This window comes from Clostridium sp. MSJ-8, from assembly GCF_018918325.1.
Taxonomy (GTDB): Bacteria; Bacillota; Clostridia; order Clostridiales; family Clostridiaceae; genus Clostridium.
This window is the reverse complement of the sequence record NZ_JAHLQH010000050.1, coordinates 44,951-68,270: the sequence shown is the minus strand read 5'-3', so window position 1 is coordinate 68,270 and position 23,320 is coordinate 44,951. Positions and strand designations below refer to the sequence as shown.

The following is a 23,320-nucleotide window of genomic DNA, read 5'->3' as shown; positions in this document are numbered from 1 at the left end:
AAAGATACTAAAAAATAAAAAAGGTACGCATACTTTTTTATACAATAAAATCCTGTAACCCTTAATTTATAAGGGCTTACAGGATTTTTAACCTTTCCAACTGTCAAAGATGGGATTATATCATTATTTTACATAAAAAGTAAGTTAATGCTATATGTGTTAACAAATAATTAATTTTATTACTATAAATATCATTATATAATGCATGTAGGGATAGTATTTATTTTTTAAAAATTAAATATTATACCGATTATTGCTGAAGTTAAAATATAAAATACAGGATGCTTTTTAGTATGCTTCATTAAAAAAAATAAAGCAATTGCTAAAATCAAACCTTTTACATTTAATATGTTAATTATGTTTGTTAGTGTAATATATTTTGAAAAATTAAAAAATGATATTTTACATATGGATATTAAAGCAGCAAAAATTAATGCAGTAGAAGCGGGACGTATGCCATAAAATGCGGATTGTACATATTTACTTTCTTTAAATATATTTAGACATTTAGATATAATAATTACTATTATTATTGATGGCGTAATGATAGCTATAGTTGCTAATATACTGCCTATAATGCCACTAATAGTGAAGCCAACATATGTTGACATATTGATTCCAATTGGTCCGGGAGTTGATTCTGATATTGCTAACATATTAGTTAGATCATTATAAGTAAACCAATGAGTTTTATTAGATATGTCATAAAGAAAAGGAAGAGTAGCTAGACCACCTCCAATTGAAAAAAGTCCAGTTTTAAAGAATTCCCAAAAAAGTCTTAATAAAATCATTTTTTTGTCCCTCCAATATTCTGCAGAATTATAGATAATATAGCTGAAGTTATTATGAAGATAATAGGTGAAATATTGGTTAATATAGATAGAAGAGAAATAATAATAAAAATGATAAGAGTAAAAACATCTTTTATTGAACTTTTACCAAGATTGATTACGGCATTTAGTATAAGAACACATATACAAATATTAATAGCATTAAAAGCTTTTTTTACCCAAGTAATATATAAGAAGTTATTAATAAATGCAGCAATTATTATAATAATTATTAGGGAAGGTAATACAACTCCTAAAGTTGCGATAATTCCACCTAGGATTCCTTTTATTTTATATCCTATAAATGTAGCTGTATTGACAGCAATAGCACCTGGAGTGCATTGGCTGAGGGCATAATAATCCATTAATTCTTCTTTAGTAGTCCATTTTTTATTTTCAACAACTTCCTTTTGTATTATTGGAAGCATAGCATATCCTCCACCAAAAGTAAGAAGTCCAACACGTGCAAATGTTAGAAATAAATCTAAAAAGACATTCATATATAATCACCTCATTTTATTAATTTGTTTAACTAAGGTTAGTATAGCATTGTATAATATATATTAAAAATATATAATTAATATAGTTAATATATGATAAAAGTATATAATTGGAGGGTATATGGATTTAAAACAAATTAAATATTTTATTACAATTGTTGAAGAAGGAAATATATCTAGAGCATGTAAAAAACTACATATAGCTCAACCGCCTTTAAGTATGCAACTTAAATTATTAGAAGAAGAATTAGAGGTACAATTAGTTATTAGAGGGGCAAGAAAGATTCAATTGACTGACATTGGAGAAGTGTTTTATAAAAGAGCGAAGCATCTAATGACTATTTATAATTCTATAATAAAAGAAGTGGAAGATTATAAAAATGGAGTAAAGGGATATTTAAAATTAGGAGTTGGATCTTCCTCTGGGTATTATATTTTAAACCAAATTATATTGAAATATAAAAAAATATATCCAGAAGTTAAATTTGAATTACGTGAAGGTAATACATATGAAATTATTCAAATGCTAATTGAAGGGGATATAGAAATTGGAATAGTAAGAACACCTTTTGAATCAAAGGATATGGAAAAAATAGATTTATGTGAAGAACCTATGATAGCAGTAATGAGCAAGGATTATGATTTTAATATAGATGGATTTCAATTAAACTTAAGTGAATTAGAAGGTAAGCCATTGATTTATTATAGAAGATTTGAACAATTAATTAATGATACATTTGCTAGAGAGAATATAAGGCTTAATACCATGTGCATAAATGACGATGCAAGAACTACATTATTATGGGCAAAAGCAGGTATGGGAATAGGGATATTGCCTAAATCAGCAGTTAGATTTGAAAGAAACGATGAAATAAAATACTATGAAATATTACAAGATAATTTAAAAACAAAAATTTCTGCAATATGGTTAAAGGATAGATATTTATCTACTGTTACGCTTGCATTAATAGAGGCTTTAAGTAATAAAGATATATAGCAAAAACAAAAATAAGATATATTGACTAGAAGTATATTTTTAGTATAATTGAGATAGGGAATGAAGTTCTCCCTAAGTATTTTATATACTAAAACCGCTTATTAAGCTGATGACTTCTGCGATTATTTTTACGCAGGGATTGTCAGCTTTTTCTGCGTTTTAAGGAGTGTTTTTTTATGTTAATTAGTATTGCTTATATTTTGCTTGTTGGAATGTTTATGGGGTGGCTATGTAGTAAAATAAAGCTTCCAAGTTTATTAGGAATGATTATTACTGGTATAGTTTTAGGACCATATGTTTTAAATCTTATTGATGATTCTATATTAGGAATATCAGCTGATTTAAGGAAGATTGCCCTTATAATAATTCTGACAAGAGCAGGTCTTACACTTAATATAAATGATTTAAAGAAAGTAGGAAGATCTGCAATATTAATGTGCTTTTTGCCTGCAACATTTGAAATTATAGGAATGGTGTTATTAGCACCAAAGCTATTATCTGTATCGGTGCTTGAAGCAGCAGTTATAGGAGCTGTAGTTGCAGCAGTATCACCAGCTGTTATTGTTCCTAAGATGATTAAACTTACTGAAGAGGGATATGGTACTAAAAAAGGAATTCCACAGATGATATTAGCAGGAGCTTCTGTAGATGATGTATATGTTATTGTATTATTTGCAGCGTTTACAGGTTTATTACAAGGAGAAAAGGTTTCAGTTATGAGTTTTGTGAATATACCTATATCTATTTGTTTAGGAATTATAATAGGAATACTTTTAGGATATGTTTTAGCAAAGTTTTTTAAAAAGTTTCATATTCGTGATACAGCAAAGGTAATAATAGTACTTTGTTTATCATTCATATTAGTTACAGCGGAAGATAAAATTACAGGAGTTATTACATTTTCAGCACTTATATCGATTATGTTTGTTGGAGTTTCTTTACAGAAATATAGAAGTGAAGTTGCCAAGAGATTGTCTGTGAAGTTTAATAAATTATGGGTATGTGCAGAAGTAATATTATTTGTTTTAGTTGGTGCAACTGTAGACATACATTATGTATCTAAAGCTGGTATAGCTGCTGTAATATTAATATTTGGGGTTTTATGTTTTAGGGTACTTGGAGTATTTTTATGTATGCTAAAAACTGACTTATCTATGAAAGAAAGAGTTTTTTGTATGATTGCATATACACCTAAGGCAACAGTACAAGCAGCAATAGGTGGAGTTCCCTTGGCAATGGGATTAAGCTGTGGAAATATAGTTCTAACAGTGGCTGTACTTGCAATTTTGATTACTGCAACTCTTGGAGCATTTCTTATAGATGTAACTTATAAAAAATTATTATGTAAGGAATAGTAAGAGTGTTCTAAATAATTAAAATATGTAAAGAAATGTAATAATATTTCGAAAAGATACTATGAGATTAAAAAAAGCATTAATGGGTATAGGAGGAGTAAAAATGAAGATTAGAAAGATAAGTATAAGAATGCTAATGGTTATTTTGCCAGTAATTATAGTGTCTATGGGAATATTGACAGTTACATCAGGTTCAACTAGTAAAAAATTAATTGAAAATCAAGTAAAAGATAATATGAATTCATCATTAGAAGCTAATAAAGAAGCAATTAATAAATGTTTAGATGAAGTTTCAGCAATGGCAAAGACAATTTCTCATAGTGTTGAATCTACATACCATACAACAGATATGGATACATATGAAAAAATGATAGAAAATATTATAAAAGAAAATGATATTGTTCTAGGTAGTGGAATATGGTTTGAACCATATGTATACAATAAAGATGAAGAATATATGGGACCATATATTTATAAGGATGGAGAGTCTATTGATGTAACTTATGATTATAGTAATAAAGAATATGATTATTTTAATCAAGAATACTATAAAAATGCAAAGAATAACAAAGGAGTAAATATTACAGATCCATATTATGATGAAACATCAGGCAAAATCATGTCATCTTATTCAGTTCGAATGGAGGATAATGGAAAGTTTATTGGTTGTATAACAGTAGATATAGAATTAAATACAATAAAACAAATTATAGAAGATGTTAAAGTAGGAGATGGAGGAAGTGCAATTCTTACAAGTAGTACAGGTGTATTATTAGGCGGGGTATCTGATGATAAAATAGCAAATGAAGAAGTTATTACTGAAGATAAAAACAAATCTTTTTCTAAAGCAGGTAAAGAAATAATGTCTAACGAAAAGGGAGAGGTATTGTATACTGAAGCTAGAAAAGAGTATAAGTTATATTATGACACATTAGATAATCTTAATTGGAAGCTAATTATTAAAATGCCTATGTCAGAGATAAATGGTCCAATAAAAACACTTAAGTCAATTTTGATTTCAATAAGTTTCGTTGCTACAATTATTTCAGCAGTTGTTATTATTCTACAAATAAGACGTGTTTCAAGTAGTATAAAGAAGGTTCAAAGATTTGCCGGTACACTGTCTAAAGGTGATTTTACAATTGATAATTTAACAGTAAAAAGTAATGATGAAATTGGAGTTATGAGTGAATCACTTAACAATATGTATGAAGAAAATAAGAGTATAATAAGTAGTATTGCAGAACATGCAGATAAAATGAATGTGTCAAGTATTAAATTAAATGAATCTGCAGTTAACCTTCAAAATGAGTTTAAACATATTGAAGATTATATGCAACAGATTAATGAAGCTATGATGAATTCGTCAGCTGCAACTGAAGAAGTGAATGCCTCTACTGAAGAAGTTGAATCATCAGTAAGTGTTCTTGCAAGTGAAACTGAGAAGAGTATGGATATGGTTATAGAGATTCGTAAACGAGCTAGCAGTATTGAAAAATCAAGTAAAAATTCTTATGATAAAGCAACTGCACTTTCAGAGAAATTTGAAAAGGAATTGGAGAGTAGTATAAAGAAGGCTAGTATAGTTGATGAAATTGGAGAAATGACAAGCGTAATATCTGGAATTGCAGAACAGATTAATATGCTTGCATTAAATGCTTCTATTGAAGCAGCAAGAGCTGGAGATCAAGGAAAAGGATTTGCAGTAGTTGCTTCAGAAATAGGAAAATTAGCAAATGAGACATCAGATACAGTTGGTAGTATACAAATAACTATTGATAAAGTTCAAAATGTTTTTGAGGATTTTTCTAAAAACACAAAGAAGTTATTGGTATTCATTGGAGAAACTGTAATGCCTGATTATAATAACTTTGTTAGTATAGCTAATCAATATGGAGAAGATGCTGAAAAGATAGCAAAAACATCAGAATCTATATCAGATATGTCTGAAAATATACGCCAGATTATGGAAGAGGTGTCGAAAGCAATTCAAAGTATTGCAGAATCTGCCCAAAGTACTGCAGATGTTGGAACTAAAATAATGAAATCAGTCAATAGAGTATCAGGCGTTGTATCAGAAGTTTCTGATATGTCCAATAATCAGAAATCTATATCAGATGAACTTACAAATGTTGTATCTAAGTTTAAATTGTAAATAGTTTATTTGAAATTAATATAAAACTCTTAAGTAAACAAGTTGAATTAGCAAGGCTACTTAAGAGTTTTTTTTATTTGCTGAGGATCTCTATTTTTAAATGAAGATATAGTATTCACTATGTTATTTCATACAGTTTATTAATTGAAAAAAATTTTTCTTGATTATATACCCTATGGGGGTATATAATCGTGTTAAAGGATGGTGATTAGATGACGGAAGAGAAAGAATGTTGTTGTCATAAAAAAAAGCATAGAGATGACAAAGAATACAAAAATTTAATTAATAGATTGAATCGTATAGAAGGACAGATAAGAGGAATAAAAGGCATGGTAGAGAAAGATGCATATTGTCCCGATATACTTATTCAAGTAACAGCAGTAACAGCAGCTCTTAACAGTTTTAATAAAGTATTATTAGGCAATCATATCAAATCTTGTGTCATTAATGATATAAGAGATGGTAATGAAGAAACTGTAGATGAGTTAGTAGAAGTATTACAGAAATTAATGAAGTAGAGGTGTATATATAATGGGAAATGTGATAATAATAATAGTATTATGCGTAGCGTTATTTTTTGCAATAAGAAGTAGTTTAAAACATTTTAAGGGTGAAGGTGGATGTTGTGGTGGAGGACCAGACATTAAACCTGAGAAGAAGAAGTTAGAGAACCAGAAGATAGCTGAGAAGGTAATAAGTATAGAAGGAATGCATTGTGATCATTGTAAGAATACTGTAGAGAGATATATTAACGATATTGAAGGAGCAGTAGCAAAAGTAAATTTAAGAAAAAACATAGCTGTAGTATCTATGGATAGAAAGATTTCAGACGAGGAATTAAAATTAGCAGTTGAAAAGGCTGGTTTTAAAGTTATAAATATAGAAAACAAGGAGATTGCAAATGGATAAATATACAGTAACGGGAATGAGTTGTGCTGCATGTAGTGCAAGAGTCGAAAAGGCAGTATCAAAAGTACCAGGAGTAACAACATGTTCTGTTAGTCTATTGACTAATTCTATGGGAGTTGAAGGAACAGCAAAATCTGAAGATATAATCAAGGCTGTTGAAGATGCAGGATATGGTGCGAGTATAGAAAATGGTTTTAAGGAGAAAAATATAAATGTTAATGATGAAGAAGCACTAAGAGATAAGGAAACACCTATACTTAAGAAACGTCTTCTATGGTCATTAGGATTTTTGATAGTTCTTATGTATTTCTCTATGGGGCATATGATGTGGGGATGGCCAGTTCCTGCATTCTTTAAAGATAATCATGTTGCTATGGGACTTTTACAGCTTATTTTAACAGCTATAGTTATGGTTATTAATCAGAGATTTTTTATAAGTGGATTTAAGAGTTTGTTTAAGAAGGCACCTAATATGGATTCATTAGTAGCATTAGGTTCATCAGCAGCTTTTGTATATAGCACATATGCACTTTTCGCAATGACAGGTGCTCAAGTTGATGGAGATATGACTAAAGTTATGCATTATATGCATGAATTTTATTTTGAATCAGCAGCAATGATTTTAACATTAATAACTTTAGGTAAGATGTTAGAGAGCAGATCTAAAGGTAAAACAACAGATGCACTTAAGAGTTTAATGAAATTATCACCTAAGACTGCAACATTAATAAGAGAAGGAAAGGAAATGGAAGTTTCTATTCAAGAAGTAAAAAAAGGTGATATATTTGTAGTTAAACCAGGAGAGAATATACCTGTAGATGGAGTAGTCATAGAAGGAAGTAGTGCTATTAATGAAGCAGCACTTACTGGAGAAAGTATTCCTGTAGATAAGGAAGTTGGTGATACTGTATCAGCGGCAACTATTAATCAATCTGGGTTTATTAAATGTAGAGCTGAGAGAGTTGGAGAAGATACTACTTTATCTCAGATTATACAGATGGTTAGTGATGCAGCTGCAACAAAAGCACCTATAGCGAAGATTGCTGATAAGGTGTCTGGTGTATTTGTACCAATAGTAATAGCCATTGCTATAATAACAACATTAATATGGCTTATAGTAGGGAAGGATATTGGATTCTCGTTAGCAAGAGGTATTTCTGTTCTAGTTATAAGTTGTCCGTGTGCATTAGGATTAGCAACTCCAGTAGCCATAATGGTAGGAAATGGAATGGGGGCAAAACATGGAATTATGTTCAAGACTGCTGCATCTCTAGAAGAGACTGGGAAGGTTCAATTAATAGCATTAGATAAGACTGGAACAATAACAAGCGGAGAGCCTAAAGTTACAGATATAGTTACTGTAGAAGGAATATCAGAAAAAGAATTAATTCATATAGCTGCATCAGTAGAAGCAAAGAGTGAGCATCCACTTGCAAGAGCGATTATATCTTATTCAAAGGATAAAGACATACAGATATCAGAAGTAAGTGATTTTGAAGCAGTGGCAGGAAATGGACTTACTGCAGTATTAGATAATGACACAATTCTAGCTGGAAATTTAAAATTCTTAAAAGATAGGGTATCTATATCTGAAGATATGAAGAATATATCAGAACAATTAGCAGAGCAGGGTAAGACGCCGTTATTCTTCTCTAGATCTGGAGAACTTATAGGTATAATAGCAGTAGCAGATGTTATAAAAGAAGACAGTCCTAAAGCAGTTAAAGAATTACAAGCAATGGGTATTCACGTTGTTATGTTAACAGGCGATAATGAAAGAACAGCAAGAGCTATTGGAAAACAAGTAGGAGTAGACGAAGTTATTGCAGGAGTTATGCCTAAACAAAAAGAAAGTGTAATACGTTCTCTTAAAGAAAAAGGAAAAGTTGCTATGGTAGGAGATGGTATAAATGATGCACCAGCACTTACTAGAGCTGATATAGGTATAGCAATAGGAGCAGGAACAGATATTGCTATTGATGCTGCCGACATTGTCCTAATGAAGAGCAAATTAAGTGATGTACCTGCAGCAATAAGATTAAGTAGAGCAACTCTTACTAATATTCATGAAAATCTATTTTGGGCATTTATATATAATATAATAGGTATTCCATTAGCAGCTGGTGTTTGGATTAAATTATTTGGATGGACATTAAATCCTATGTTTGGAGCAGCAGCTATGAGTTTGTCTAGTTTCTGTGTTGTTACTAATGCGCTTAGATTAAACATGTTTAAGATGTATGATAGTAGTAAAGATAAAAAAATTAAAACAAAAAATAAAAAGAAAGTTGAGGAAGATAGTATGGAAAGAACTATGAAGATTGAAGGAATGATGTGTGGACACTGTGAAGCAAGAGTAAAAAAGACCTTAGAAGCTATTGATGGTGTTGTAGAAGCAACAGTAAGTCATGAATCAGGTACTGCTATAGTTAAATTAGATTCAGATGTAGATAATGCTATCCTAAAAAAAGCAGTAGAGGATCAAGATTATACTGTAGTATCCATAAATTAATAATATGTTTTTACAAATAGCAAAATTTCATTAAGAATTTCTAAACAGAACAAGATTAAGTTAGCTAAATGTTGTAAACTTATTAAATTTAAAAAGTACAACATTTTAAACGCTAACTTAATTTTTTTGCTCTACATGAAATTTACTTAAAGTAATAATAATTGATATTGATGAATTAAAGAATAGATACAATACTAATTAAATCATTAAAAGAATAATCAGCATTAGAAGGGGTGTTATTATGTACTAATATAGTTTTCATTTTTGCATTATGTCCACCTTCTATATCAGCTCGTAAACTATCACCAATCATATAAGAAGTATCTGGATTGTTAGCTAGCTTTAGAGCAATATCATATATTTCTGGCCTAGGTTTTTCATAGCCTACCTTGGCAGAAATAATAGAACCATTAAAATATTGTGATAATCCAAGCTTGTCCATAATATCATCAAGTTCTGGATAATTATTAGACAATAGATAATTTTCATAACCTTTTTCCATAACTTGTTTAAGAGTTTCTATAGCATCAGGATACAATTCATAGTTGTTAACATCTTGTATTATGCTTGGAAGTATAGAACATACTTGTTTAGCAATATTAATATCTATATTAGAATTTATAAATTTTTTGTAGAACATATCAAGAGTCGTATCCCACCATTTATCATTTATTTTATCAATATAATCTATATCAGGAGAATCCCAGGTAAATCCATTGCATGTAAAACTTCTACAAAGGTCTAGAGAAATATTAAGGTTAGGAGCTATACTACTAAAAGCTTTGTATATAGATCCGCTCCATAGATGGTTTGCAGTTGTAAGAGTGCCATGAAAATCCCAGAAAAGAGCTTTAGTCATCAAAATCACCTCATAATTATTTATAAGCTATATTATATCAATTAGAGTAAATTATAACAAATATATTATTTCTATAAATATTTAAGAGTAATGTTACTATAATTGATACTAATAGACATTTGTGAGATAATATACCTAGCAAATTTATTAATAAAAGGAGTAAGGATATGCTTGATGAAAAGATAAGTGAGATATCTGAATTTATAGAGAATAGGGACATATACAAAGCAGAAAAAATACTAAATGATATAGAAACAAAAGACGAGAGGGTTGATATATTAAAGGGAAGAATTACTGTAGCTAAAAGTAAGTTAAATGAGGCAATAGATATATTTACAAGTGTTATTGCAGGTAATCCGGATAATAAAGATGCTTATTTATATAGAGGAAAGATATATATGAGCAAGGGAAATATAGAAAAGGGATATCAGGATTTAAAAAAAGCATATGAGTTAGATTCTCAGGATTTTCTTATTAAAAATAGTTATGCACGTGCAGCTATAAGCAATGAGAAATATGAAGAAGCAGGTAAATTATATAGAGAAATATATAGATATGATAGATCGAATGAAGTTGTAGGATATATGAATTCGTGTAATAAGTATATTGTTGACATGTATGAGAAGAAGCTTGATCAATTAACTATAGATGATAAAGTTCAATTAGCTTTAGCAAAACTAAACTTAAATGAATCAGAAGCTGCAAAGGAAATATTAGAAGAAATAAATACAGATGCGAATAATGTAGAAGGACTTAGATTATATTCTAGTATATTAAGAGACGAGGGAAAAGAATTTGAAGCAGAACAATATATAGATAAGGCTCTAAAATTAGATTCTAACAATGCAAAGCTATATATAGCAAAAGGTATGTTAAGGGAAGCTGATGATGATATTGAAACAGCACTAAATATGTATAATAAGGCTTATGAAATTGATGACAATAATCTTAGTATACCAATACATTTAGCTATAACTTATCTTAAGTTAGGGGATATTGATAAAGCAAGTGAATATATAGAAGAACCTATAGAAAAGAATTATGATATAGAAGAATCGCTTAAGGTAAAAGCTAGAATTCTTATTAAAAAGGAAAAATATGAAGAAGCAATAAAGGTTATAAATGTAGCATTAGAGAAGGCTCCATGGTATGTGGATTTATATATAGTCAAGATATATATATATAAGAAGATGAAGAATTATAGAGAAGCCTTTGCAGTTGCAGAGGAAGCACTAGAAAGTGGTAATTATGATGAGAGAATAGGTATAGAGAAGGCTATTATATTAAGAGAGTCTGGAGAATTACAAGGTGCGACTGATTGGATAGAGTGGGCATTAGGATCTGATAATAATCATGATTTATCTAATTATGTTAAGTGTACTATTGAAGCTGATAAGGAATTATTTGATTCAGCAATAGATACGTATAATAAAATATCTAAAGATACAAAAGGATTAGTTAAGTATTGTGCATTGATGTATGTATATATGAAACAAGGAAACGATAAATCAATAATTAATTTAATTAATGAAGTAATAACTAGTAATTCTACAATAAATGATAAAGCAGATGTTTTTATAGATAAAGTTAATAAACAAAGTTCTATATTAAAAAATGATAATATTCATGAAAAGGTAGAAGCATATTTAATGGATATGAAGAAGAGGGGGATAATGCAGTAATGGCGATTGTTGGAATAGATTTAGGAACAACTAATAGTTTGATTTCATGCTATACAGATAATGGAGTAGTTGTTATAGATAATTCATTTGGAGAAAAGTTAACACCATCAGTAGTTAGTGTAGATGAAAATGGACAGATATTTGTAGGAAAAATAGCAAAGGAGAGACAAATAACTCATCCAAATGATTCAGTATCTTTATTTAAGAGAAATATGGGAAGTAAAAAAGAGTATAAATTAGGTGATAAGAATTATCTTCCAGAAGAATTGTCATCATTCATTATAAGAAGTTTAAAAGAAGATGCAGAGAAATTCTTAGGAGAAGAGGTAGAAGAAGCTGTAATAAGTGTACCGGCTTATTTTAACGATACTCAAAGAAGAGCAACTAAGAGAGCAGGGGAACTTGCAGGACTTAAAGTAGAGAGGCTTATTAATGAACCTACAGCAGCAGCTATTGCTTATGGACTTCATGAGAAGAATTCAAATACAAAATTCCTTGTATTTGACTTAGGTGGAGGAACATTTGATGTGTCTGTACTTGAAATATATAGAAATATAATGGAAGTAAGAGCTGTTGGAGGAGATAATTATTTAGGTGGAGAAGATTTTACTAAGGTATTGATTGAAATATTTGCTAGAGAAAATAATATAGAATTACCTGATGAGAGAAGTAAAGAATATAACATTATAAGAAAACAAGCAGAAATTGCAAAAAGAGCTTTTAGTACAGAGAGAGTAGTTCAGATGAAAGCTATCGTAGAGGAAAAGGAATATAGTCTTGAGATATCTATAAATGATTATGAGAAACAATGCGAGTTATTACTATCAAGGCTTAGAAAACCTATAGAGAGAGCATTAAGTGATGCTGCAATTAAGTTATCTGAAATAGATACTATAGTATTAGTAGGGGGAGGAACTAAATTACCTATAATAAGAACATTTGTTAGTAAGCTTTTTGGAAGATTACCAGCTACTAATATAGACCCTGATGAAGTTGTAGCAATGGGAGCAGGTATACAAGCTGCAATGAAAAAAAGAGATAAAACACTAAAAGAAATAGTTTTAACAGATGTGTGCCCATTTACATTAGGAACAAATACTTCTGTAGAAAAGCCAGGAGGATATTATGAAAGTGGACACTTCTTTCCTATAATTGAGAGAAATACAATAATTCCAGTAAGTAGAGTTGAGAGATTATATACAGTTAGAGATAATCAGAAGAAAATAACAGTAGAGATTCTTCAAGGTGAAAGTAGATTAGCTAAGGATAATATACTTTTAGGGGAATTATCAGTTGTTATACCACCTTCACCAAAAGGGGAACAAGCTATAGATGTTAGATATACTTATGATATAAATGGAATATTAGAAGTAGAGGTAACAGTTGTAGCAACAGGTGTTAAGAAGTCAGTGATAATAGAGAAGAATCCAGGATATATGTCAAAAGAAGAAGTAAAAGAAAGACTAGAAGAACTTCAATCAATTAAGATACATCCAAAAGATGAAGATGCTAACAGACACTTAATTGAAAGAGGAGAAAGATTGTATGAGGAAACTATAGGAGACTATAGAAGACTTATAGATGAAGGAATAAGAAAATTCGAAGAGGCACTAGATAAACAAGATAAGAGAATTATAGAGACTGAATATGAGAATCTTAAGAATCTATTGAATGATATAGAAGGGGAGATAGAATATTAATATGAATTGTTTTGATATATTAGGAATTAACCCTACTACAGATAAAAGTGTTATAAAAGATGCATATATGGATAAACTAAACGTATATCATCCAGAAGATGATCCTGAAGGATTTCAGAAATTAAGGGAAGCTTATGAGGAAGCTCTTAGATACGAGGAAGACACAGATAATGATGTAGAAGTAGAGAAGACAGAAGCTGATTTGTTTATTGATAAAGTTAGAGAATTATATGATAACTTTTTTTTGAGAATACAACCAGATAACTGGAGAGAACTATTACAAGAAGATATATGTTTTAGAATAGATACATCACAAGAGATAAGTAATAAATTATTAGAGTTTTTTATGGATAGATATTATATTCCAAATGAAGTATGGAATATGTTAGATGTTTTTTTTGATTGGAAGAGTAAGTATAATGAGTTATGTGAGAAGTTCCCTAAGGATTATATCAACTTCTTAATGGCTAACCTTAATGGTAAGTTTAATATAAGATATGATTTGTTTATACCAGAAGAAGGTGTAGATTATGATGAGTGTATAAGATGTTATTATGATGCAGATTATTATATATATACTACAGACTTCTATAATGTACAGACTAATATAGATAAAGCTCTATCTATAGCTCCGTATCATGAAGATCTAAGAATACTAAAAGCTAAATATCTATTGGTAGTGGATAAGGTTCAAGAGTCTAAAGAGCTTTTAGAAGAATTACTTAAAGAAAATTCAAGCAGTTCTGTTATTAATTCATTGTTAGGTCAGGTTAATTTTAGAGAAGGCAATATAGAGCACTCTTATGATTACTATAAAAGAGCAAGAGAATTAGATGAAGCTAATTTAGCTGCTATAAAAGGCATAGGAGATACAGCATTTGCATTAGAATATTATGAAGAAGCGAAGGAATGTTATGAGAGCATATGTTGTATGTATTCATATAATGAAGAGTATAAGCAAAAATTAATAACTATAAATAATTATTATATAGATGAGTTAGAACAAGGTGGAGCTTCATTAGCATTAGCTAAATGCTATACTGAAAATAATGAATTTGATAAAGCATTAGAAGTTGCTAGAGAACTAGAGAAGACAGATCCTAATAATGTTGAAGTGAATATATATATTGCTAATACATCATATAATTTAGGCAATCAAGAAGAAGCATTGAAATATTTACTTAAGGCGCTAGAATTAGATCCTGAGAATGCTGAGGTATTTAGTTGCTTAGCTAGTTTGTATCATGATATGGATAATTCGCAAGAAGCACTTAAATATTATGATAAGGCTATCGAAAAAGATTATGCAAAAGATATTATGTATAACAATAAAGGTAGTTTATTATGCAAGTTAGGTAGATTAGATGAAGCACTAGAGAATTGTGATAAAGCTATAGAGATAAATCCTAATATGGCTCATGCATATAAGAACAAGGGAAGAGTATTATGTGAAATGGGTAGATTCGAAGATGGATTAAAATCTTTAGATATAGCCATAAGAATAGATGAGAAGTTTTCAGATGCTTATGCAGTAAAGGCTATGATATATAATAAGATCAAGAGATATCAAAAGGTTTTAGATCTTATGGATAAAGTAGAAGATCTAGGAATAGTTAATGGAAATATCTTATGTGAAAAAGGTACAGCATTATATGAAATGAATAGATATGATGAAGCATTAGAAACTTATAAAGCAGCATTAGAATTAGAAAAGAAAAATAGTGAAATATATATAGGAATAGGACATATATATTATGTAAAGAAGGAATATGATACATCTTTAGAATATTATGATAAAGCTATAGAGTTAAAGGACAATGATCCGTCTTATTTCTTATATAGAGGAGATGTATATAAGCATTTAAGAGATGATAGGGAAATTTCTCAATATGATAAGTGTGTAAGTATGAGACCAGAGAATGGATATTATTACTTCGTTAGAGGAAAAGCTTACGCAAGTAAAAGAAAATTTGAGAATGCCTTGTCAGACTTTAATAAAGCTATAGAGTATTCACCAGAACAATCTCAAACCTACAATGAAATAGGAAGAGTATATATGGATCAAAAGGACTATAATAAGGCTTATGAATATTTCAATAAGGCAATAGAAATAGAACCTAATGAATATGAGTATTATTATGCAGATAGAGGAATTGCTCTTAGAAACTTGAACAAAATAGACGAAGCTATAGAGGAATATAAAAAGGCACTAGAGATGAATGATAGCTATCCTTTTGTGTTAGATGAATTAGGTGAAATTGCTTATGAGAGAGATGAACTTGATAAAGCAATACAATATTACAATAAAGCATTAGCAATAGATGATGAATATGCTTATTGTTATGTTAATAGAGGACTTGTATACAAGTTACAAGATAAATATAATGAAGCGTTATCAGACTTTAAAAAAGCAATAAGTATAACTCCTAATTATTATTTTGCGCTTAATCAGATAGGTTTAACATATATGTGTATTCAACAACCTAATGAAGCAATAGAATATTTTAATAAAGCCATAAACCTACAAGATACTATACCAGAGGCTTATGATAACTTAGGAGAAGTATATATAGACCTTAAAAATTATGATGAAGCTATGAAGGTATTTAATAAACAGATAGAAAATATACCAGACAGTAAATATGGATACTTTAATGTAGCAAGATTATCATCAATTATGGGTAATAGAGATGAAGCTATTAAATATTATAATAAAGTTTTAGAATTTGATTCTAATGATGCTATTGCACTTAATAATTTAGGTAGAATATATAGTGAATTAAAACAACGCGAAAATGCTATAGATTGTTATACAAAGGCTATAAATGCTTCAGATACTCCTAAGAGTATGTACTATAATAATAGAGGAATAGAATATGAAGAATTAAATAAGCTAGATGATGCACTAGAGGATTATAAAAACGCTATAGAAATTGATAACAATAACTTTTATGCATATGCAAATATTGGAGATGTTTATTTTAAGCAAGCTAAATATAAAGATGCAATTAAGTATTATAAAATGTCTATCAATATAAATGATGAACATGAATATAGCTATTATAGACTTGGATTAGCTTTCATGGAAATAAGAGATTATAATAATGCTATTTCAATATTTAGTGCAGTTATTAAATTAGATAGTGAAGTATATAATTATTATTATAGTAGAGGATTAGCATATAAAGAGATTGGAGATACTAAAAAAGCTAGAATAGATTTTCTTAAAGTATTAGAACTAAATGAGAACTATGAAAATGCAAAGATACAATTAGAAGCATTAGGAGAAAAAACAACAAAAACAGAAAAGAAAAAAGGATTTTTTTCAAGGTTATTCAAGAGATAAAAAATACGAGGTGAAAGATGTATTTTGCAATTTTAACATTTGTAATAATATTAATAATTAATAGTATATTGAGTTTTTCACTTATTTTTATTGAGAGAAAAGAACCACAGACTACTTGGGCATGGCTTTTGATAATGATTATATTACCTGGTTTAGGTTTTATAATATACTTATTATTAGGTCAGAATTTTAGTAGAGAGAGGTTGTTTAAAGAGAAAAAGAAGATAGATAAACGTAAACGACAAGAGATAATTAAAACTTGGGAAAATCACCAAAGTGAACATAGTGCCAATGAGTTTATAGATCTTATTAGAATGAACTTTAATACTAGTGATTCAAAATATACTATAGATAATGAAGTGAAATTATTTTTTAGTGGTAAAGATAAATTTGACCAACTAATTAAGGATTTAAATAACGCTAAAAAATATATTCATATGGAATATTATATAATGAGACGTGATAAACTAGGTAAAACTATCTTGGATATATTAAAGAAGAAGGCTGAAGAGGGTGTAGAGGTAAGACTATTAGTTGATAGTATGGGATCTTATACCTTAACTAAAAGATATCTTAGGGAGTTTACTAATAAGGGAGGAAAATTTGAAATATTCTTTCCAGGAATATTACCTCATATAAATACTCGTATAAACTACAGAAATCATAGAAAGATAGTAGTTATAGATGGTGAATATGGTTATACTGGTGGATTCAATGTTGGTAATGAATATATTGGTATGGATAAAAAAGTAGGTAATTGGAGAGATACCCATGTAAGAATAAAAGGAGAAGCTGTTAGAGACTTATCTGATAGATTTCTTTTAGATTGGTGCTATGCATCAGGTGAAGAGATAGAACATTTCTCTGATTATTACAATAAAGAAAAAAATCCAAATGGTGATATAGGAATACAAATATTAACTAGTGGGCCAGACCATAATGAAGAGTATATCAAGAATTCTTATGTTAAGATGATTAATAATGCTAAGAAGACTGTATATTTACAAACACCATATTTTGTACCAGATTTATCTATGCAAGAAGCTCTTAGATTATCAGCATTATCAGGGGTAGATGTTAGAATAATAATTCCTTATAAGCCTGATCATATATTTATGAAGTGGGCAGCAAGTGCTTATTGTGGGGAATTATTAGAAGCAGGAGTTAAGATATACAGATATACTAATGGATTTATACATTCAAAAACAATAGTGGTAGATGGAATGGTATCATCTGTTGGAAGTGCAAACTTCGATATGAGAAGTTTTTGCTTGAATTTTGAAGTTAATGCATTTATATATGATGATAGAATAGCAGAAGAGATGGAGAAACAATACTATAAAGACATACAAGAATCAAAGGAATTATTACTAGAAGAGTATAATAAAAGAAGTAGAAGACTTAGAATAAAGGAGTCGTTAATGAGATTAATTTCCCCTATTTTGTAATGTTACGTAAAATCATACTTGATAAAAATCTCCATAATAGTTATGATTAACATAATAAAGATGTTAAAAAAATTGAGGCGGTGAAAGTTAAGATGGGAAACTACAAAGTTACTCCAACAAAACTAAAAGGAGAAGTTAAAATTCCACCTTCAAAAAGTATGGCACATAGAGCGGTTATCTGTGCTGCACTTGGAGATGGAATAAGTAAGATAAGAAACATAGACTTTTCAGATGATATAATTGCAACAGTTAGTGCTATGAGAGCACTAGGAGCTGTTATAACTGAAATGGATGATTATCTAGAAGTAAAAGGAATTAATTATAAAGGAATAGATGTTGTAAGAGATTATGAAAGAGTAGTAGATTGTAATGAATCAGGTTCAACTTTAAGATTTTTAGTTCCAATAGCCCTAGTATTTGAAGGAGTTACTAGATTTGTTGGAAGAGGTAATCTAGGTAAGAGACCTTTAACTACTTATTATGATATATTTGATGTGCAAGGTATAAAATATACATACAAAAAAGACGTTTTAGACCTTGTAGTTGATGGAGTGTTAAAACCAGGAGAATTTAAAGTTAAAGGAAATATAAGTTCACAATTTATTACAGGACTTTTATTCTCATTACCATTATTAGATGGAGATTCTAAGATTATAATAACAACAGAGTTAGAATCTAAGGGATATTTAGACTTAACATTATCAGCATTAAAGGATTTTGGTATAGAAATAATAAATAATGATTATAAAGAATTTATTATAAAAGGTAATCAGATGTATCATAGCAAAGATTATACTGTAGAGGGAGATTATTCACAAGGTGCATTTTTCTTATGTGCAGATGCATTAGGATCTGAAGTTAATGTGCTAGATTTAAAACAAGATTCATTACAAGGCGATAGTGAAGTAATAGATATTTTGAGAAGAATGGGAGTTATCTTCAAAAGAGAAGGAAATGCTATTAGTGGAAAGGTTAGAAAGATTAATCCTACTATAATAGATGCATCACAATGCCCAGATATAATACCAGTAGTATCAGTGGTAGCAGCACTAGCAAAAGGAATAGTAGAAGTTAGAAATGCAGGAAGACTAAGAATAAAAGAGTGTGATAGACTACATGCAATTGCAGAAGAACTTAATAAGTTAGGTGCCAATATAGAAGAATTCGAAGATTCTCTAGTAATACGTGGAGTAGATTCATTTAAAGGTGGAGTAGAAGTATGGAGTCATAAAGATCATAGAATTGCTATGATGTTAGCTATAGCAGCTACTGCATGCAAAGAACCAATTGTAATTAAAGACTATGAATGTGTATCTAAGTCATACCCAGGGTTCTTTGAAGATTATAAGATGTTAGGAGGAAATATTAATGAGTGGCATATGGGGAAATAATCTTAAAGTAGCTATATTCGGAGAATCTCATGGAAATGCTATTGGAATAACAATAGATGGACTTCCATCTGGAGTAGAGATAGATATGGATAAAGTATTAGAAGAAATGGCTAGAAGAGCTCCAGGAAAGAGTAAATTATCAACAGCCAGAAATGAGAAAGATGCTCCAGAAATTTTAAGTGGTTTCTTTGAAGGAAGAACTACAGGAACTCCTTTATGTGGAATAATAAGAAATGGAGATACTAGATCAAAGGATTATGGTAAATTAAAAGATCTTATGAGACCAGGTCATGCGGATTACAGTGGAAACATAAGATATTCAGGTTTCAATGATTATAGAGGAGGAGGTCATTTCTCTGGTAGAATAACAGCACCATTAGTATTTGCAGGAGCTATATGCAAACAAGTTTTAGCAAAGCAAGGTATAACTATAGGAGCTCATGTTAAGAAAATTAAAGATATATCAGATGATTCATTTGATTATACTAATATATCAAGTGACTTATTATTAAGTTTAAACAAAGAAGAATTACCGCTTCTAGATAAATCAAAAGAAGAAACTATGAGAAATGTAATAATAGATGCTAAGTCACAAGGTGATTCAGTTGGAGGAGTAATAGAGTGTGCCATAACTGGGGTAAAAGCTGGATATGGAGATCCATTTTTTGATTCAGTAGAATCAAGATTATCCCATCTATTATTCTCAGTACCAGCAGTAAAGGGTGTAGAATTTGGATTAGGTTTTGATATAACTGAATTATATGGTTCAGAAGCAAATGATAGTTACTATTATGATGGAGATGTAGTTAAGACTAGAACTAATAATAATGGTGGAATATTAGGAGGAATTACTAATGGAATGCCAGTAGTGTTTAAAGTAGGAATTAAACCAACACCATCTATAAGTAAGAAACAGCATACTATAAATATACAAACAAAAACCAATGAAGATTTAGTTATAGAAGGAAGACACGATCCGTGTATAGTTCAGAGAGCTGTACCTGTTATAGAAGCTGTAGCAGCAATAGGAATTCTTGATTTATTAAAGGAGAGATAGAGAATATATGTCCAAGTTAGATGAATATAGAGCAGAAATAGACCAGATAGATAAAGAGCTAGTAACTTTATTTGAGAAAAGAATGAATGTTGTATTAAATGTAGCAAGATACAAAAAAGAGAATAAGCTTAATGTATTGCAAAATGGAAGAGAAGAAGAAGTATTAAATAAGGCAGTAAATAATTTAGTTAATAAAGACTACAGTAATGAAGTTAGAGATTTTCTTAATGATATTATGGAAATAAGTAGAGGACTTCAAAATAGAAGAATAAATGAAGCAAATAATAAAGCTAAAGAAAGTGTACAAACAGTAGGCTTAGATTATAATGCTAAAGTTGGTTTCCAAGGGGTAAAAGGTGCTTTTTCTGAAGCTGCAACATTAGCAATATTCCAAGATAAATCTACTAATTCTTCTTATAAGACATTTGAGGATGTATTTAAGGCAATAGATAAAGGTGAGATAAAGTATGGTGTATTACCAATAGAAAATTCATCAACAGGATCTATAGCTGAGGTATTAGATTTACTTAATAAATATAACTTTTATATAGTTGGAGAACAATGTATAAGAGTTAAACAAAATCTGGTAGGAATAAAAGGAACTAAGATAGAAGAAATAAAAGAAGTATATTCTCATCCACAAGGATTAAGTCAGAGTAAAGAATTCTTAAATGAACATGATTGGAGTCTTATTCCTTATTCTAATACTGCTGCAAGTGCTAAGTTAATAAGTGAAACACATGATAAAACAAAAGTAGCTATAGCTAGTGAGAGAGCAGCAGAAATATATGGATTAGACATATTAGAAGAAGGAATTAATACTGCAGAAGACAACTATACTAGATTCGTTGTTATAAGTAAGGATATGACAGTAAGTGATGATGCAGATAAAGTTAGTCTTGTATTCTCATTAGAAGATAAAGCGGGAACTTTATATAAGTTATTAAGTTATTTCGCAGAAAATAATATAAATATGGTTAAGATAGAATCAAGACCTATGAAAAATAGTTCTTGGAAGTATTTCTTGTATGTTGATTTCCAAGGTAAAATAAATAGTGAAGATTCTAAAAAAGCATTAGAATATATAGAAAAAGAATCTTCATATTTTAAGATATTAGGTGCTTATAAGAATAAACTTAATTGTTAGGCAAGTATTGAATTAAATATATTAAAATAAAGAGGTGTTAAATATGGAGTTTTATGGGTTGATAGGGGAGAAATTAGGCCATAGTATATCACCTCAAATACATAATATGGCTTTTAATATGCTAGGCATAGAAGGTGCATATAAGTTATTTGAGATACCTAAGGATAGAATATCAAGCTTAGGAGAATCTATTAAGACATTGAGCATAAAAGGTGTTAATGTAACTATTCCCTACAAGCAAGAAGTTCAAGGACAGCTAGATTTTATATCAGATGAAGCTAAGAGCATAGGAGCAGTAAATACTATTGCATTAAAAGATGGAAAGTTATATGGATATAATACTGATTATTATGGTTTTGGAATGATGCTAGAACATAATAATATAGAAACTAAAGATAAAGTTGCAGTTGTTTTAGGTAATGGTGGAGCAGCTAAGGCTGTTAATGCGTATCTTTTAGATTCTGGAGTAAAGAATTTATATTTAGTATCTAGAAATAAGAATGTTAACAATGATAATTCTAAGATTAATTTAATAGATTATGATGACTTAAATAAATTAGATGGTGGAGACATATTGGTAAATACTACTCCTTTAGGAATGTATCCTAAGGTTGGTGTCTCAGCAGTTTCAGAAGACATTATAAACAAGTTTGATAGCATTGTAGATATAATATACAATCCAGAAGAAACAGAATTCATAAGATTAGGAAGAAAGCTAGATAAAGTAACATGTAGTGGTTTATATATGTTAGTTGGACAAGCTATAAAGTCAGAAGAAATATGGCAAGATAAAAAAATAGACAAGGATATCATAGATAAGATATTTGTGGAAATGTCAAAGTTATTTAAATAGGTAGGTAGAAGAAATATGGATGAAGTAAAAGATAAGGTAGTATTAATAGGTATGCCTGGGTGTGGAAAAACTACATTTGGAAAGCTTCTAGCAAAGGAATTGAATTATAAGTTCTATGATATGGATGATTATGTAGAAGAGATTTCAGGTAAAACTGTAAGTGAGCTATTTGAAGAAGGTGAAGATGTCTTTAGAGAATGGGAAACTAGAGCTTGTAGGGAATTAGTTACTAAGAAAAGAGCACTTATTTCTTCAGGTGGTGGAGTAATTAAAAAAGATATAAATGTTCAGATATTGAGAGAAAAAGCTATAATAGTGTTTATAGATAGACCAGTAGAGAACATAGCAGAAGATGTTGAAGTATCTACAAGGCCTTTATTAAAAGATGGAAAAGATAGATTATATACTTTATATAATGAGAGATGTGATAAATATAAAAGTGCTGCAGATATAACTATAGTAAATGATGGATTTATCAAAGATGCTATAGATATGTGCAAGAAAAAACTTAAAAATGTAATAACTAATTAAAGTTAAGAAGGGGGGAAGTTGATCAAGGTATAGAAATATATCGTGATA

At 29.5% G+C, this 23,320-nt stretch carries 18 protein-coding genes and 1 riboswitch; of the genes, 15 read left to right on the top strand and 3 right to left on the bottom strand.

What is annotated here, in order from left to right:
• Positions 1 to 227: 227 nt before the first annotated feature.
• Together KQI77_RS12045 and KQI77_RS12040 are read right to left on the bottom strand one after the other, a co-directional pair.
• Positions 228 to 791: a chromate transporter gene (locus KQI77_RS12045; protein WP_216390687.1), complete on the bottom strand. Its 564-nt coding sequence runs from the start codon at positions 789 to 791 to the stop codon at positions 228 to 230.
• The gene (locus tag KQI77_RS12040) at positions 788 to 1,330 is read right to left on the bottom strand and encodes a chromate transporter (protein ID WP_216390686.1); all 543 of its coding nucleotides are present in this window, start codon (positions 1,328 to 1,330) and stop codon (positions 788 to 790) included. Before KQI77_RS12040 ends, KQI77_RS12045 begins: the two co-directional genes overlap by 4 nt.
• A 121-nt stretch (positions 1,331 to 1,451) precedes the next feature.
• On the opposite strand from KQI77_RS12040, the gene KQI77_RS12035 reads away from it, so the two are divergent.
• The 6 genes from KQI77_RS12035 (at position 1,452) to KQI77_RS12010 (ending at position 9,258) form a co-directional block, all read left to right on the top strand.
• The gene (locus KQI77_RS12035) at positions 1,452 to 2,327 is read left to right on the top strand and encodes a LysR family transcriptional regulator (RefSeq protein ID WP_216390685.1); all 876 of its coding nucleotides are present in this window, start codon (positions 1,452 to 1,454) and stop codon (positions 2,325 to 2,327) included.
• A 47-nt stretch (positions 2,328 to 2,374) separates the two neighbouring features.
• Positions 2,375 to 2,453: riboswitch (Fluoride riboswitch) on the top strand.
• Between the two features lie 50 nt (positions 2,454 to 2,503).
• Positions 2,504 to 3,682 carry a cation:proton antiporter gene (locus tag KQI77_RS12030; RefSeq protein WP_216390684.1) on the top strand — a complete coding sequence of 393 codons (1,179 nt, stop codon included), beginning with the start codon at positions 2,504 to 2,506 and terminating at the stop codon, positions 3,680 to 3,682.
• Between the two features lie 103 nt (positions 3,683 to 3,785).
• Positions 3,786 to 5,837: a methyl-accepting chemotaxis protein gene (locus tag KQI77_RS12025; protein ID WP_216390683.1), complete on the top strand. Its 2,052-nt coding sequence runs from the start codon at positions 3,786 to 3,788 to the stop codon at positions 5,835 to 5,837.
• 212 nt (positions 5,838 to 6,049) lie between these two features.
• Positions 6,050 to 6,355, top strand: coding sequence for a metal-sensing transcriptional repressor (locus KQI77_RS12020; protein ID WP_216390682.1), 306 nt, complete (start codon positions 6,050 to 6,052; stop codon positions 6,353 to 6,355).
• A 13-nt stretch (positions 6,356 to 6,368) separates the two neighbouring features.
• On the top strand, positions 6,369 to 6,746 hold the full coding sequence (locus tag KQI77_RS12015; protein ID WP_216390681.1) for a heavy-metal-associated domain-containing protein: 378 nt from the start codon (positions 6,369 to 6,371) through the stop codon (positions 6,744 to 6,746).
• Positions 6,739 to 9,258 carry a heavy metal translocating P-type ATPase gene (locus KQI77_RS12010; protein ID WP_216390680.1) on the top strand — a complete coding sequence of 840 codons (2,520 nt, stop codon included), beginning with the start codon at positions 6,739 to 6,741 and terminating at the stop codon, positions 9,256 to 9,258. Before KQI77_RS12015 ends, KQI77_RS12010 begins: the two co-directional genes overlap by 8 nt.
• A gap of 175 nt (positions 9,259 to 9,433) precedes the next feature.
• Here KQI77_RS12010 and KQI77_RS12005 read toward each other — a convergent pair whose 3' ends face one another.
• Positions 9,434 to 10,117: an HAD family hydrolase gene (locus KQI77_RS12005; RefSeq protein WP_216390679.1), complete on the bottom strand. Its 684-nt coding sequence runs from the start codon at positions 10,115 to 10,117 to the stop codon at positions 9,434 to 9,436.
• A gap of 167 nt (positions 10,118 to 10,284) precedes the next feature.
• Here KQI77_RS12005 and KQI77_RS12000 point away from each other — a divergent pair, with 167 nt between their 5' ends.
• From KQI77_RS12000 to KQI77_RS11960, 9 genes are all read left to right on the top strand, one after another.
• On the top strand, positions 10,285 to 11,799 hold the full coding sequence (locus KQI77_RS12000; protein ID WP_216390678.1) for a lipopolysaccharide assembly protein LapB: 1,515 nt from the start codon (positions 10,285 to 10,287) through the stop codon (positions 11,797 to 11,799).
• Positions 11,799 to 13,499: a molecular chaperone HscC gene (locus KQI77_RS11995; RefSeq protein ID WP_216390677.1), complete on the top strand. Its 1,701-nt coding sequence runs from the start codon at positions 11,799 to 11,801 to the stop codon at positions 13,497 to 13,499. Before KQI77_RS12000 ends, KQI77_RS11995 begins: the two co-directional genes overlap by 1 nt.
• A 1-nt stretch (position 13,500) precedes the next feature.
• Positions 13,501 to 16,845 (top strand): tetratricopeptide repeat protein, encoded by a 3,345-nt coding sequence (locus tag KQI77_RS11990; RefSeq protein ID WP_216390676.1) that lies wholly within the window; start codon positions 13,501 to 13,503, stop codon positions 16,843 to 16,845.
• A 17-nt stretch (positions 16,846 to 16,862) separates the two neighbouring features.
• Positions 16,863 to 18,293: a cardiolipin synthase gene (gene cls, locus KQI77_RS11985; RefSeq protein ID WP_216390675.1), complete on the top strand. Its 1,431-nt coding sequence runs from the start codon at positions 16,863 to 16,865 to the stop codon at positions 18,291 to 18,293.
• 92 nt (positions 18,294 to 18,385) lie between these two features.
• A complete protein-coding gene (gene aroA, locus KQI77_RS11980; RefSeq protein WP_216390674.1) occupies positions 18,386 to 19,684 on the top strand; it encodes a 3-phosphoshikimate 1-carboxyvinyltransferase in 1,299 nt (432 codons plus the stop codon).
• Positions 19,662 to 20,741 carry a chorismate synthase gene (gene aroC, locus KQI77_RS11975; RefSeq protein WP_216390673.1) on the top strand — a complete coding sequence of 360 codons (1,080 nt, stop codon included), beginning with the start codon at positions 19,662 to 19,664 and terminating at the stop codon, positions 20,739 to 20,741. Before aroA ends, aroC begins: the two co-directional genes overlap by 23 nt.
• Before the next feature lie 7 nt (positions 20,742 to 20,748).
• Positions 20,749 to 21,888, top strand: a complete 1,140-nt coding sequence (gene pheA / locus KQI77_RS11970; RefSeq protein ID WP_216390672.1) for a prephenate dehydratase — start codon at positions 20,749 to 20,751, stop codon at positions 21,886 to 21,888.
• Between the two features lie 43 nt (positions 21,889 to 21,931).
• Positions 21,932 to 22,741 (top strand): shikimate dehydrogenase, encoded by an 810-nt coding sequence (gene aroE, locus KQI77_RS11965; protein WP_216390671.1) that lies wholly within the window; start codon positions 21,932 to 21,934, stop codon positions 22,739 to 22,741.
• 15 nt (positions 22,742 to 22,756) lie between these two features.
• The gene (locus KQI77_RS11960) at positions 22,757 to 23,272 is read left to right on the top strand and encodes a shikimate kinase (RefSeq protein WP_216390670.1); all 516 of its coding nucleotides are present in this window, start codon (positions 22,757 to 22,759) and stop codon (positions 23,270 to 23,272) included.
• Positions 23,273 to 23,320: the final 48 nt, after the last annotated feature.